Genomic DNA, 13,222 nt, shown 5'->3' with positions numbered 1-13,222 from the left:
GCACAAAAATGCTCGAAGTAAATAAGAACACAATTAGTAACCTCTTATTCATATTTTAAGTAATTTAAAACATCCACTTTAGTAGCTTGATAAGCTTTGGAAAGCACTACGATTAGCGTTAAAATCAATAGAATAACAAAACCGATGATAAACGGCATTAACGTAATATCAATACGGTAAACGAAATTTTCTAACCATTTTCCGAGTAAAAAATAAACCGGAAAGAGAGCCAATAAAAATCCGATAAGGCAAAAAACGATGTACTGTTTTGACAAATCTTTAAGTAATGTTTTCGTTTCTGCTCCTAATGTTTTGCGGATGGCAATTTCTTTCATTCTTCGCTGGATGGAATAGGATGCTAGGGAGAATAACCCGAACAAAGCAATCAAAATCACGATGACATTAAGCAAAGAGAAAAGGTTTTTTTGTTTAACATACGTTTCATACGTTCTTGCAAAATGTTTATCTACAAAATCATACGTAAACGGATAATCGCCATCAACCTTTTTGATCCAAAACTTTTCGATATCGGCTTTTACTGTTTCTAGTTCTTCGGGATTCACTTTTACATAAATTTTATTGACGTTAAAAATCATCCAATCGATTGTTTTAAAGTGAAAGAAAGCCATTGGTGGAATTTCGTTATGTGGTCCGTTAAGATGAAAGTCTGCCACCACACCAACTACTTTAAGTTTTTTTCCATTCCAATTTATTTCTTTACCCAAAACATCTTTTTCATTCATCATTTTTTCGGCTGTTTCATTAATTAAAATGGATGAAACAGAATCGGATGCAAACTTCTCTGAAAGACCTCTTCCTTTTTTTATTTTAATATTCATCATATCGAGCATACCGAAATCCATACCCATATTTTGCCCTTGAATTGTAACATCGTTATAGGAAAAACTTGACGATGAACTTGCTCCGCTTCCGAAAGAAAATGATCCGGTTGCTACTTGTTTAACTCCATTTATTTTAGACAACTCTTGTTTGATAGTTAGATATCTTGACAATAATTTTTCTCGCACACCTTCTTGTGTATGATCATACGGATTTCGGTAATCAATTTGAATAATTTGTTCACCTTTGAAACCTAATTCTTTGTTTTGCAAATAATTTACTTGTTGGTAAACAATGTATGAACCAATGATGAAAAAGGTCGCGATTCCGAATTGAAGAATGAGCATCGCATTTCGTAACCAAACGCCACTTTTACTTCTGCCAAAATTGCCTTTGAGTACTTTTAAGGTTTCAAAATTAGAAACATAAACGGATGGAAAAATTCCGGCTACGATGATTACGATTAGAAAGATCACTATCAATTGAATGTAAAATTGGCTTCCGTGAATGAGTAACGTTTTCCCTAAAAACTCATTGTAATACGGCAATGATATTTCTACAATGACTAATGCTAGTAAAATGGAGAAAGTTGTAATTAATACTGTTTCAAAAATAAATTGTTTTACAATATTGCTTTTGGATGCTCCTAAAATCTTTCTAACACCCACTTCTTTGGCTCTTTGAATGGCGTTGGCAGTAGCCAAATTGATATAATTAACAATCGAAAGAATTAAAATTAAAACCGACAAACCTACCATAATCATCAAAAACTGATAATTTCCTTGTCCTTCGGCATAACCATCTACTTTGCTGTGAAGACGAGCATTTTCTAATGGTTCTAAAAGAATTTGTGTTTGAAATCCGCCTTGCTTTTTCCATTCATCTAAGGTAATTCCTTGTTCTTTTGCCCACTTTAACTCTCGGTTTTCACTCATTAATTTTTTTAATTTGAATGCAACCTTTTCTGAATCAGAAGGATTTTTTAATTTAAGTAGTAATCCATACGTAAAATTTCCCCATTGATCTTTGTCTTCTTCTAATTTACTATCTATCAAATTGGTTACTGCTTCTGGCTCTAAGGATGATTTTCCTGAAATTTTATAAACACCACGAACCACTAATTTTCGACCGGAATAAGTCACTTCTTTCCCAATTGGCTCCTCATTACCAAATAGTTTTTCAGCTGTTTGATCGGATATTGCAATGCTATTTTTGTCCGGAAGAGGGTTTTGAGAATTTCCTTTAATAAATTCAAAAGGAAAAAATTTAAAAAAAGTTTTTTGAGCATCGATAATCGGAACAATCTCTTTTTTGTTTTTATACTGAATTATTTCGTTATAATACCATTGATTTAAGTAACAATAAGAATCCAATTCGGGAAATGATTTTTGAAGATATGGTTCTAAAGTCGCTACTGAAGTTGACCAATACGTATCAACAGAAACATAACTCACCACGTGCATCACTTTTCCCTTTTCGGGATTCCAAGCATTATAACTTTGCTCATCATTCCAATACAAAATGGCAAAAATCAATCCTGCAATTCCTAAACTCAAACCTAATGTGTTGAGAATAGTGAAAAGTTTATTTTTTTTGAGTTGATATAAAAATATCTTGATCCAATTATTAATCATAATTTCACTATTTAATTGGTTACCAATACATCAACATTTCTACTGTTTTGTTTTTCCGAAATCACCATTCCGTCTTTCATATAAATGGTTTTTTGCGAAAAAGAAGCGTCATAATCAGAATGCGTTACCATCAAAATTGTGGCTCCGTTTGCGTGTAAATCGGTTAACAATTCCATCACTTCATTACCGTTTTTACTGTCTAAATTTCCAGTTGGCTCATCGGCCAAAATGATTTTGGGATCATTAATTAAAGCTCTTGCAACGGCAACTCTTTGTTGTTGACCTCCTGAAAGTTGTTGCGGAAAATGTTTTAAACGATGTGAAATTGCCAAACGTTCGGCAATTGCTTCCACTTTTTTCTTTCTTTCTGACGTTGGAACATTGTTATAAATAAGTGGTAATTCGATATTGTCAAACACCGAAAGTTCATCAATCAAGTTGAAATTTTGAAAAATAAATCCGATGTTTTGTTTTCTGATTTTCGATTTTTCTGATTCGGTTAAACCGTTCATTTCCTGATTCAACAATTGATAACTTCCTCCCGAAGCACTGTCTAACAAGCCCACAATGTTGAGCAACGTAGATTTTCCGCAACCGGAAGCTCCCATTATGGTGATGAATTCGCCTTGATTGACAACCAAATCAATTTCGTTTAAGGCTTTGGTTTCTACTTCTTCTGTTCGGAAAATTTTTGATAATTTTTTGATTGTGATCATAGTATTCGTTTTTGATTGATGATTATTTTTTATTTAAATGTAAAACTTCCATTTCCACATAATCTTTATAGCCGGAAGTTATTACTTTTTCGCCTAGTTTCAAACCGAAAAGCACTTCGTAATAGAGCGGATTTTCTCTACCTAACTTAATTTCTCTACGTTCTGCTTTATTACCATTGACAACAAAAATCCATTTTCCTGCGGTTTCCTGATAAAAACTTCCTTTTGGAATGACGGTTGATTTTGTTTTTTCGGATAATAAAAGTCGTACTCCAAAGCTTAATCCCTGACGCAAATCGAGTTCTTTGTTGTTTTCAAATTGTAATTCTACTTGAAAACGACCATTTTTTACTTCCGGAATTACTTTGGAAACAACAACTGAAATCATTTTATCTTTGTATTCGATGTTTGCTTTTTGACCTTCAGAGACTTTTTCCAAATAAAATTCATCCACATCAGCCATCAATTTATAACCTTTCATCACATCAATTTTACCGATGGTTTCTCCGGCTGAATAATTTTTTCCTAAGACTGGTTCAAACGAAGAAAGCCTTCCTGCTAAGGTTGCCACCACCAAAAAATTCTTTTTGTTTTCACGTAAAATTTGCAAACTTTTTTGCATAATTCCTTGCGATTGATTGATTTGTGCAATTAAAATTTGATTGTCTTTTTTCTCCTTTTGAACACTTTGTTGAATGATGTTTTTTCGTTCGGTTTGATACCTGAAATTTTCCTGCGTAGTTTCCCATTCATTTTTTGATAAAATTTCTTGCTCGAATAATTTCTTATTCAAATCATATAAATTTTTAGCATCAAAATAATCGTGTTCAATGGAAATTAAATCTTTTGCTAAATTTAATTCTTGTGTTCGTAAATCAAGTTTGGCTTTATTCAAATTATTGATTTGTTCAATCATCGCCGTTTCCTGATTCATAAAACTTAATTCGGTATTTGGATTATACAATCGAGCTAAAGGCTGACCTTTTTCGACAAAATCGCCATTTTCAACAAAAATTTCCTGAATGGAACCACCTTCAATGACATTAATCAACATCGAATTTAAAGGTTCCACTTTCGCCTGAAAAACAATATAATCTTCAAAATTTTCAACCATTACCGATTTAATGGAAACTTCCGAAGAAGAAACATCCAAACTTCTTTTTTTGGTCATACTCATTACAACCAAAACAGTCAATAGCAAAAAAACTACGGAAGCGATCAGTATGTATTTATTTTTTCTATTTTTACGAGGAACGATGGTGTCCATACTACATTTATTTGTAATGGTTTATATCAATTTTGTGCCAAAAATTAAAGTTTTGTAACGCATTGATTTTTAACTCATCTCAAAATCAACAAAAAATCGAGTGTTCGAAAATGAACACTGTTTGTGCGAAAGTGAACACAGATGAAAACAGAAAACATGCAAATTTTGAAAGCTAATAAAGAAGATTTGATTATTTTGAATCAAATTACTTTTACATCAAAGCAATTTTGGGGCTATTCAGACGAACAAATGGAAGAATGGAAAGAAATGCTCATGATTTCGGAAAGTTATCTCAAGGAAAACACCGTTAATAAGCTAGTTCAGGAAGAAATTTTAGGTTATTATTCCTATATCATTTTTGAAAATTATGTAGAATTAGACAATTTGTTTATTAAACCAGAAAAAATCGGGAAAGGATTGGGCACTTTTTTGCTTCAACATTTATTTGATGAAATCACAAAAATTGGTTATCATAAAATAGTTTTGTTTGCGGATCCAAATGCTGAAAGATTTTATAAAAAAATGGGGTTTCAAGTTATTGGAAGCAAACCAACCAAAGACAATAAAAGATTTTTACCTATCATGGAATTAAATTTATAGTTTGCCAAAACATGAAAAAAACTAATGCCCAAATATTAATCATAGACGATCAAGAAGACATTCTTTTTGCTTGTAAAATGGTTTTGAAGAAACATTTTGAAACTATTTTTACAATCAATAATCCAAAAAAAGTAGTTGAACTTTTGGCTGATAATGAGATTGACGTCGTTTTGCTCGATATGAATTACCGTATTGGTTTTGAAGACGGAAGAGAAGGAATTTATTTGTTGAAGGAAATCAAAACGCTTTCACCAAAAACGACTGTGATTTTGATGACTGCTTTTGGAAAAGTTGAAACTGCCGTTGAAGGATTGAAATTAGGAGCTTTTGATTATATTTTAAAACCTTGGGACAATGAAAAATTGGTTTCGGTTGTGAAATTTGCTGTTGAAGAAAGTCGGAAAGTTAGAAAGAAAATTATAAACTCAGAAAAGTTAGATTCTTTTTTCATCGGAAAATCGACCGCTATTCAAAAAGCATATTCTTTAGCGGTTAAAGTAGCTAAAACCGATGCAAATGTGTTGATTTTAGGCGAAAACGGAACGGGAAAATTCGTTTTAGCACATTATATTCATCAACAATCCAACCGAAAAAAAGAACCATTTGTGCACGTTGATTTGGGTTCGTTGAGTGAAAGTATTTTTGAAAGTGAATTGTTTGGTTATGCCAAAGGAGCTTTTACCGATGCTAAAAACGATACACCCGGACGATTTGAATCGGCTCAAAACGGTACGATTTTTTTGGATGAAATTGGTAACGTTCCGTTGCATTTGCAAACTAAACTACTGCAAGTAATTCAAAATAAATCGGTTACACGAGTGGGTGAATCCAAGGCTAGGCCGTTGAATATAAGAATTGTTACGGCGACAAATCTTGATTTGAGAAAGGAAGTTACCGAAAAAAATTTCAGAGAAGATTTGTATTATCGCATCAATACAATGGAAATTAAACTTCCTTCGCTTCACGAACGAAAAGAAGATATTATTCCGTTGGCTACTTTTTTATTAGAAAAAATTACTGAAAAATATGAGCGAGAGGAAATAGTTTTTGATGAAAAAGCATTGGAACAAATTCAGAAACACGCTTGGAAAGGAAACATTCGCGAGATGGAAAACCGCATTGAACGTGCTGTGATTTTGTGTGAAAACAATACCATCAAAAGTTCCGATTTAGATTTGGATGTGATCAGTTTTTCAACCATTGAAATGGAAGAAATGCCTTTGTCCGACATTGAAAAAATTTCCATTGAAAAAGTGTTGCATAAAAACAATTTCAACATTAGTAAATCGGCGGAAGAACTCGGACTTTCAAGAGCGGCTTTGTACCGAAGAATGGAAAAATACAATTTAGGTTCAACCGATTAATCAAAAATAGGTTTGAAAAATTTAAAACTATATCATCAACTTTTTATCCGATTACTACTATTGCTTTTGGTATTTATCGGCAGTTTTTTGTTGTTGTATAACTCCTTAGTTTATTCATCAATTTTTGGTTTTTTGCTTTTTTTATTAATGGGAATTGAGTTTTTTTCTTTTCTTCGAAATACGTTTTTATTTTATGATAAAACTATTGCAGCGATTTTAAACAATGATTTTTCGGCGGATTTTTCTAAACATAAATCGTATGATAATTACAAAAATCTGTTTCGTTTGTATGATTCATTGAAACAAAATCAAAACGAACAAGTTTCGAAAGATTTGGTTTATCGATCCATTTTAAACAACATTGAAACCGGCGTTTTAATTCTTCAAAAATCAGATGAAGATTGGGGCATTTTTTTAATGAACGACTATTTTTCGAGTCATTTTATGGTTCCGAAAGTGTCAAAATGGATGTATTTAAAAAATCAATTGCCTTCGCTTTGCGGAATTATTGAAGAACGAAATTTTGAAGAGTTGAAAACGTCTTTGCAAATTCGAGTGAACAAAGAAGACGCACAAACGTTTATGCTTCAAGCTTCAAAAACAAAAGCTTACGCTCAGGAATATTACATTGTTTTGTTGGATTCCATTCAAAAAGTGGTTGAGAAAAAAGAAAAAGAAGCTTGGATTAATTTAATGAAAGTCATCTCGCACGAATTGATGAATTCAATTACGCCTATTCGTTCGCTTACTCAGAATTTGAATGAGTTGATGCAACAAGATTCACTTTCAAAAGACGATTTAGAAGACATTAAAGAAAGTGTTTCTACGATGATTCACCGCAGCAATCATTTGCAAAATTTCGTGGAAAGTTATCGTAAAATTGCTATGCTTCCATCGCCTAAAAAGGAAAAAATAGAGTTGAATCAGTTGATGAACAACGCACTTCAATTGATGAATCCGTTATTTAAAAAAGAAAATATTATCGTAAAAAATAACATTTCTTTCAATAGATGGATTATGGTTGATTCACTTCAAATGGAGCAAGTTTTGATTAATTTATTAACCAATAGTTTGTATGCTTTAGAAGGAAACGACGAAAAAATCATTGAAATTTCGGCTGAACAAAAGAACAAACGATTGTTTATTTCTATTTCCGATTCCGGAATTGGTATTGATGCAGAAATTGAAGATAAAATTTTTCTGCCTTTTTTCACCACTCGAAAAGAAGGAGCCGGCATTGGATTGACCTTATCAAAAAATATTATTGAAGCTCACGGCGGTTATTTGAATTATCAAATGGATGATAATAAAACGCGATTTATTATTTGTTTGGTGGAGTGAGGCATTTAAATTGAGTTAATTTTACATAATGTTTTTCATACATTACTCATACACTATCCCTACTTATGATACGGCTATGCTATAGAGGAAAAAACAATGTGACCCGTCCTGAAATACTAGAAATTAATCGGTAGTTTACTCAAACAATTATTTGGCGAAGTATACTTTTTTTTGTAATTTTATTTCTACCAGAAAACTTATATTAGAATGAGCTTGCATTTTTGTGCAATACAAGATAGATTTGTAATTTACTCCGTTAATTTGACTACTAATTTTTATATTTTTGCATAATGAGTACAACCACAAAACCGAAACATATAGGCCGTAACATCAGCCGGATTAGAGAACTACGTGGGATGAAACAAGAAGCCCTAGCCATTGCTATTGGAGTTAGCCAACAAACTATTTCCAATATCGAAGGAAGTGAGCATGTTGATGAAACTATGTTACAGAAATTATCCGCCGTTTTGAATGTCTCTCCTGAGGGAATTAAACAATTTAGTGAGGAAACTGTATTTAATATTATCAATAATACCTTCACCGATAATAGTTCCAATAACAATAATTATTTATGCTCTATTAACCCACTTGATAAAGTTTTGGAATTGTATGAACGTCTTTTAGCTGCAGAAAAAGAGAAAATTAGTTATTTGGAACAGTTGCTTAAAGGTAAATAACTTTTAAAAGTCATTTATTTTTGGTTCCCAAAAAACCTTTTCAAAATCAACGATTTGATTATCAATCACTTTTATTCCTTCATTTTCCAGTAATTGCTGCATTAAATTTGTGCCTTGAAAATGATGTTTTCCTGATAGCATTCCTTTTCGATTCACAACTCGATGTGCGGGAACGTCTTCCCTATTGTGCGAAGCATTCATTGCCCAACCTACCATTCGGGCTGAACGAGCTGTTCCTAAAGCTTTGGCAATAGCTCCGTATGAAGTGACTCTTCCGTGTGGAATTTGTCTGGCGATGGCATACACTCTTTCAAAGAAATTTTCTTCCATCTTTCAAAGTATTACCGATAAATAATTTTGAAAAGGGTGAACAATGCCACTAGTCCGGTTATGGAACCTATGACATAATTGATGTTTCTGGATAAGAAGGAATCCTTTTTTTCTTTCCCTTTAAAAAAAGAAATATACCCAAAAAACACTAAAAAAGCAGCAATGGCAGAAGCTGCCGAAAAAGAATAAATGAAGAACGTATCAAAATTAAAATAACCATACGAACCTAATGTAATGCTTACAAAAACATAATACGGAATTGGAAATAAATTGAGCGAAGACAACAACATTCCTAAAAAGAAACGACTGGATTTGCTTCGCATTTTAATTTCTTCTTTCTTTTTTTTGGTTTTAGGTTTTTTTGCAATCCATAAGAAATAAACCGTTAAGACCGTAAAAATGACTAAACCAATTTCTTGTAAAACTGCACTGATATCGGCTCTTCTATCAATAAACCGAGAAAATAAAACCGCTAGTAACGTTTGAAAAAAAACAATAATCGAAGCTCCAAAAGCAAACCATAACGCACGATTTCTTCCGTCACGCATACTCACTTTTGCGGCGGTCATGTTGAGCAATCCGGGTGGAGTTGTTCCGATGGCTGCGGCCGAAAGTCCGAGAATGATGGGAAGGCTGATGTTCATTTATTGTGGTTATTGGTTAAAGATAATGGGTAAAAGGTTTACTTTATCTTAAATTGTATATACGTTATTGCTTTATTAATTTTTAAATACTGTTTTTCATAAAATGTTTGAATAGCTGTCACCACTTCGGGTGAACCTTCATTTCGGTACACATTATGGTTGGCATAAATCACTTCATGACCTTCACCGTGCAATAAACCGAGTGTGTAGCCGTGCATGAATTCGCTATCGGTTTTCAGGTGAACAATTCCATCTTTTTTGAGCACTTTTTTATAGCGTTGTAAAAATTCAGTATTCGTCATTCTGTGTTTTGTTCGTTTGTATTTGATTTGTGGATCGGGAAATGTAATCCAAATTTCATCTACTTCATTTTCTGCAAAGCAATATTCGATTAATTCAATTTGTGTACGAAGAAAACCAACGTTATTCAATCCGGTTTCCACTGCTGTTTTTGCACCACGCCAAAATCGAGCACCTTTAATATCGATTCCGATAAAATTTTTGTTAGGATAACGTTCGGCTAAACCCACAGAATATTCACCTTTACCACATCCTAATTCTAAAACAATTGGATTATCATTTTTAAAAAAATTCTTATTCCAATTTCCTTTCCATTCAAAATCGCCCGAAACTACTTCCTCACGAGTTGGCTCTATTACATTTTGAAACGTTTCATTTTCTTTAAAACGCTTTAATTTATTCTTACTTCCCACTTAATTTAATTTTTTGGTAAAATTAGGGAAATATAACCAATCAAAATTAGTACTACTTTTACAGTTATTAAATGAGTTATTAAGACTTGGAAACTGCCAAACCAAAAATTCTCGTTGCTCCATTAAATTGGGGCTTGGGACACGCCACACGATGCATTCCTATTATCGAAGCTTTGTTGGAAAACGATTTTGAACCCGTTATCGCTTCCGATGGTGTCGCTCTGCACATTTTGCAGAAAGAATTTCCGGAATTAATTTTTTTGGAATTGCCTTCCTATCAAATTGAATATGCCAAAAATGGAGCTTTTTTTAAATGGAAACTTATAAAAAATAGCCCAAAAATGATGGAAGCTATTTATATGGAAAGAAAATTGGTGAAAAAGTGGGTGAAAGAATACGATCTTTCAGGCATCATTTCCGATAATCGATTAGGGATTTATTCTAAAAAAGTACCATCCGTTTTTATCACCCATCAATTGAATGTTTTAACCGGAAATACGAGTTGGATTACCAGTAAACTCCATCAATATATCATTAAAAAATATGAAGAATGTTGGGTTCCGGATGTGGCAGAAATTCCGAACCTGACAGGAAAATTAGGTCATTTAAAAAATCCTCATTTTAAGATAAATTACATTGGTCCGTTAAGTCGTTTGAACAAAAAAGAATTGCCAAAAAAATATGATTTAATGGTGATTCTTTCCGGTCCTGAACCGCAACGATCGATGTTGGAAATGCATTTGAAAGAAGAAATCAAACGCTATGTTGGCGATGTTGTTTTTGTGCGTGGTGTAATTGAACCAGAACAAAAATCGGAACAAATTGACCATGTGACTTTCTATAATTTCATGACTTCCGGACAACTTGAACAAACATTCAATGAAAGTGAATTAGTGCTTTGTCGTTCGGGTTATACAACCGTTATGGATTTGGCAAAATTGGGTAAAAAAGCTTTTTTCATACCAACTCCAGGACAATTTGAACAAGAATATTTGGCTAAAAAATATAAAAAAGACGGTGTTGTTCCGTATGCTAAACAAGAAAAATTTGTCATTGAAAATTTATATGAAGTGGATTTGTATAAAGGATTACAAAGTTTTAAAAACGATTTGAATTGGAAGAATTTATTTCTGCTTTTCGAGCGTAAATGAAAATTCTGAACCCACTCCAAACTGACTTTCTACGTAGATTTTTTCGTTGTGACCTTCGATAATGTGTTTCACGATGGCTAATCCTAAACCGGAGCCACCTTCGGAACGAGCTCCACTTTTATCGACTCTATAAAAACGTTCAAACAGTCGTGGAATGTGTTGTTTTTGAATTCCTTCGCCATTATCAGTAATTCGAACGATGATTCTGTTTTTTACTAAATTTTCAATGCTCACTTCGGTTGTTCCGCCTTCTCTTCCGTATTTGATGGAATTCATCACCAAATTGGTAACTACTTGTTGGATTTTTTCCTGGTCGGCACGCACATAAATTGGGTTAGAATACTTTGTATCAAAAGTTAATGTGATATGTTTTTTGGAAGCTCGCATTTCGAGTAATTCGAAAACATTTTTCACCAATTCTACGACATCAAAAATAGAATATTCAAGATTTAAATCACCCGTTTCCAGCTTGGTAATCATGTCTAAATCTTTTACGATATAGATTAATCGCTCCACTCCTTTTTCGGCACGCTCAAGGTATTTTTTGCGAAGAGTTTTGTCGCTCATGGCTCCATCCAACAACGTTGAAATATATCCTTGAACGGTAAATAAAGGTGTTTTTAATTCATGGGAAACATTTCCTAAAAATTCTCTTCGGTATTCCTCGCGGACTTTCAGGGTTTCAATTTCGAGTTTTTTATCGGTGGCGAATTTTTTCACTTCTTTGGTTAAAGTAGCCATGTCTGTGGTGATTGGCTGACTTCTAAACGTTGTAGAATCTAATAAAGATACGTCATCGTAGATTTTTTTTACCCTACGATAAATAAAACGTTCCACCCGATACTGAATCACAAAAAACGAAAAAAGGTAGATGGAAAGTCCGAAAACAGCAATGAACAGCCAATTTATTTCATAAAAAAAATAAGTCGTCAAGATTAAAAACCCAATGGAAAACAGGGAAACATAAAGTGCCGATTTTATAGCAAATTTGTATGTTTTTTTAAAACTAATGGACATTAAAAATAGTTTTCATTTGGTTAATATGCTCTCAAAAGTAAACTATTTTCAACAAAAGAAGAAATTGAATTATACTTCCAATTTGTAACCAACACCTTTGATGGTTTTAAAAAGATCGTCACCAATTTTTTCTCTTAATTTTCTAATGTGTACGTCGATGGTTCTTCCGCCAACAACTACTTCGTTACCCCAAACTTTGTCTAAAATTTCTTCTCTTTTGAATACTTTTCCAGGTTTAGAAGCTAATAAATAGAACAATTCAAATTCTTTTCTTGGCAATACAATTTCTTTACCACCTTGAATAATTTTGTATTCTTCTCTGTTTACTTCGATATTTCCAACGGTTAAGACATCGCTTTTGGCTTCATCTTCTTTCAAACGACGTAAAAGTGCTTTCACTTTACTTACCAATACTTTGGGTTTGATTGGCTTTGCGATATAATCATCGGCACCGGCTTCAAAACCGGCTACTTGTGAGTAATCTTCGCTTCTTGCTGTTAAAAATGCTACAATAACATTACTCAATTCAGGAATCTTGCGGATGTGTTCACAGGCTTCCATGCCATCCATTTCGGGCATCATCACATCCATAATAATTAGGTGAGGCAATTCCTTTTTTGCTTTTTGAACGGCTTCTTTTCCGTTTACAGCAGTAACAATCTGATAGCCTTCTTGAGCTAGATTATACCCTACAATTTCGAGTATATCTTGCTCATCATCAACCAATAAGATTTTAATTTCCTTTTTTTTCATATCCAAAATAGTGTGCGTTTTGCGATGTAAAGGTAAAGATAATACAAAATGAAATACGTTGTTAACGGTAATTTAATCTGTTAACATTATCGTAACCTCTTTGAAACAAAATCGTAACAAGTGGGTAACATCAACTTTACAAGGTAGCCGTTTCTTTGCACCAAAATTAAACAAC

13 protein-coding genes are annotated in these 13,222 nt (G+C 33.0%); 5 read left to right on the top strand and 8 right to left on the bottom strand.

Going from position 1 to position 13,222, the window contains the following annotated elements; genetic code table 11:
- Positions 1-44 precede the first annotated feature (44 nt).
- Genes AC23MC_RS06465 through AC23MC_RS06455 form a run of 3 tightly spaced genes read right to left on the bottom strand, consistent with a single transcriptional unit; the run spans position 45 to position 4,457 of the window.
- A complete protein-coding gene (locus AC23MC_RS06465; RefSeq protein WP_487567565.1) occupies positions 45-2,474 on the bottom strand; it encodes an ABC transporter permease in 2,430 nt (809 codons plus the stop codon).
- Positions 2,475-2,485: 11 nt separating this feature from the next.
- Complete coding sequence (locus AC23MC_RS06460; RefSeq protein ID WP_487567566.1) at positions 2,486-3,190, bottom strand: ABC transporter ATP-binding protein; 705 nt, start codon at positions 3,188-3,190, stop codon at positions 2,486-2,488.
- Between the two features lie 22 nt (positions 3,191-3,212).
- Entirely contained in the window at positions 3,213-4,457 is a 1,245-nt protein-coding gene (locus tag AC23MC_RS06455) for an efflux RND transporter periplasmic adaptor subunit (protein ID WP_487567567.1), read from the bottom strand.
- A gap of 141 nt (positions 4,458-4,598) precedes the next feature.
- Between AC23MC_RS06455 and AC23MC_RS06450 the strand changes: the two genes are divergently transcribed.
- The 4 genes from AC23MC_RS06450 (at position 4,599) to AC23MC_RS06435 (ending at position 8,439) form a co-directional block, all read left to right on the top strand.
- The gene (locus tag AC23MC_RS06450) at positions 4,599-5,057 is read left to right on the top strand and encodes a GNAT family N-acetyltransferase (RefSeq protein ID WP_487567568.1); all 459 of its coding nucleotides are present in this window, start codon (positions 4,599-4,601) and stop codon (positions 5,055-5,057) included.
- Between the two features lie 11 nt (positions 5,058-5,068).
- On the top strand, positions 5,069-6,421 hold the full coding sequence (locus AC23MC_RS06445) for a sigma-54-dependent transcriptional regulator (protein WP_487567569.1): 1,353 nt from the start codon (positions 5,069-5,071) through the stop codon (positions 6,419-6,421).
- A gap of 132 nt (positions 6,422-6,553) precedes the next feature.
- A complete protein-coding gene (locus AC23MC_RS06440; RefSeq protein WP_487567570.1) occupies positions 6,554-7,762 on the top strand; it encodes a sensor histidine kinase in 1,209 nt (402 codons plus the stop codon).
- Between the two features lie 290 nt (positions 7,763-8,052).
- Positions 8,053-8,439 (top strand): helix-turn-helix domain-containing protein, encoded by a 387-nt coding sequence (locus AC23MC_RS06435; protein ID WP_487567571.1) that lies wholly within the window; start codon positions 8,053-8,055, stop codon positions 8,437-8,439.
- Between the two features lie 3 nt (positions 8,440-8,442).
- On the opposite strand, the gene AC23MC_RS06430 is transcribed toward AC23MC_RS06435, so the two are convergent.
- From AC23MC_RS06430 to trmB, 3 genes are read right to left on the bottom strand one after another with little or no spacing between them, the layout of a single operon-like run.
- On the bottom strand, positions 8,443-8,769 hold the full coding sequence (locus AC23MC_RS06430; protein WP_487567572.1) for an MGMT family protein: 327 nt from the start codon (positions 8,767-8,769) through the stop codon (positions 8,443-8,445).
- Between the two features lie 11 nt (positions 8,770-8,780).
- The gene (locus tag AC23MC_RS06425) at positions 8,781-9,413 is read right to left on the bottom strand and encodes a LysE family transporter (protein WP_487567573.1); all 633 of its coding nucleotides are present in this window, start codon (positions 9,411-9,413) and stop codon (positions 8,781-8,783) included.
- Positions 9,414-9,451: 38 nt separating this feature from the next.
- A complete protein-coding gene (trmB, locus tag AC23MC_RS06420; RefSeq protein WP_487567574.1) occupies positions 9,452-10,126 on the bottom strand; it encodes a tRNA (guanosine(46)-N7)-methyltransferase TrmB in 675 nt (224 codons plus the stop codon).
- An 86-nt stretch (positions 10,127-10,212) separates the two neighbouring features.
- Here trmB and AC23MC_RS06415 point away from each other — a divergent pair, with 86 nt between their 5' ends.
- The gene (locus AC23MC_RS06415; RefSeq protein ID WP_487567575.1) at positions 10,213-11,277 is read left to right on the top strand and encodes a glycosyltransferase; all 1,065 of its coding nucleotides are present in this window, start codon (positions 10,213-10,215) and stop codon (positions 11,275-11,277) included.
- Here AC23MC_RS06415 and AC23MC_RS06410 read toward each other — a convergent pair.
- Positions 11,251-12,294, bottom strand: a complete 1,044-nt coding sequence (locus AC23MC_RS06410; protein ID WP_487567576.1) for a sensor histidine kinase — start codon at positions 12,292-12,294, stop codon at positions 11,251-11,253. The two genes, AC23MC_RS06415 and AC23MC_RS06410, sit on opposite strands and share 27 nt — an antisense overlap.
- A gap of 69 nt (positions 12,295-12,363) precedes the next feature.
- Positions 12,364-13,047, bottom strand: a complete 684-nt coding sequence (locus AC23MC_RS06405; protein ID WP_487567577.1) for a response regulator transcription factor — start codon at positions 13,045-13,047, stop codon at positions 12,364-12,366.
- Positions 13,048-13,222 lie beyond the last annotated feature (175 nt).

Source organism: Flavobacterium sp. T50_26 (assembly GCF_057652995.1).
The sequence above is the reverse complement of the archived record's forward strand: the minus strand, read 5'-3'. Positions and strand labels throughout refer to the sequence as shown.

What these genes read in the sequence shown, in the direction of transcription:
- AC23MC_RS06460 (WP_487567566.1), bottom strand. Translation starts at nt 3,190, where the DNA reads ATGATCACAATCAAAAAATTATCAAAAATTTTCCGAACAGAAGAAGTA.
- AC23MC_RS06455 (WP_487567567.1), bottom strand. Translation starts at nt 4,457, where the DNA reads ATGGACACCATCGTTCCTCGTAAAAATAGAAAAAATAAATACATACTG.
- AC23MC_RS06425 (WP_487567573.1), bottom strand. Translation starts at nt 9,413, where the DNA reads ATGAACATCAGCCTTCCCATCATTCTCGGACTTTCGGCCGCAGCCATC.
- AC23MC_RS06410 (WP_487567576.1), bottom strand. Translation starts at nt 12,294, where the DNA reads ATGTCCATTAGTTTTAAAAAAACATACAAATTTGCTATAAAATCGGCA.
- AC23MC_RS06465 (WP_487567565.1), bottom strand. Translation starts at nt 2,474, where the DNA reads ATGATTAATAATTGGATCAAGATATTTTTATATCAACTCAAAAAAAAT.
- AC23MC_RS06445 (WP_487567569.1), top strand. Translation starts at nt 5,069, where the DNA reads ATGAAAAAAACTAATGCCCAAATATTAATCATAGACGATCAAGAAGAC.
- AC23MC_RS06435 (WP_487567571.1), top strand. Translation starts at nt 8,053, where the DNA reads ATGAGTACAACCACAAAACCGAAACATATAGGCCGTAACATCAGCCGG.
- AC23MC_RS06450 (WP_487567568.1), top strand. Translation starts at nt 4,599, where the DNA reads ATGAAAACAGAAAACATGCAAATTTTGAAAGCTAATAAAGAAGATTTG.
- AC23MC_RS06405 (WP_487567577.1), bottom strand. Translation starts at nt 13,047, where the DNA reads ATGAAAAAAAAGGAAATTAAAATCTTATTGGTTGATGATGAGCAAGAT.
- AC23MC_RS06430 (WP_487567572.1), bottom strand. Translation starts at nt 8,769, where the DNA reads ATGGAAGAAAATTTCTTTGAAAGAGTGTATGCCATCGCCAGACAAATT.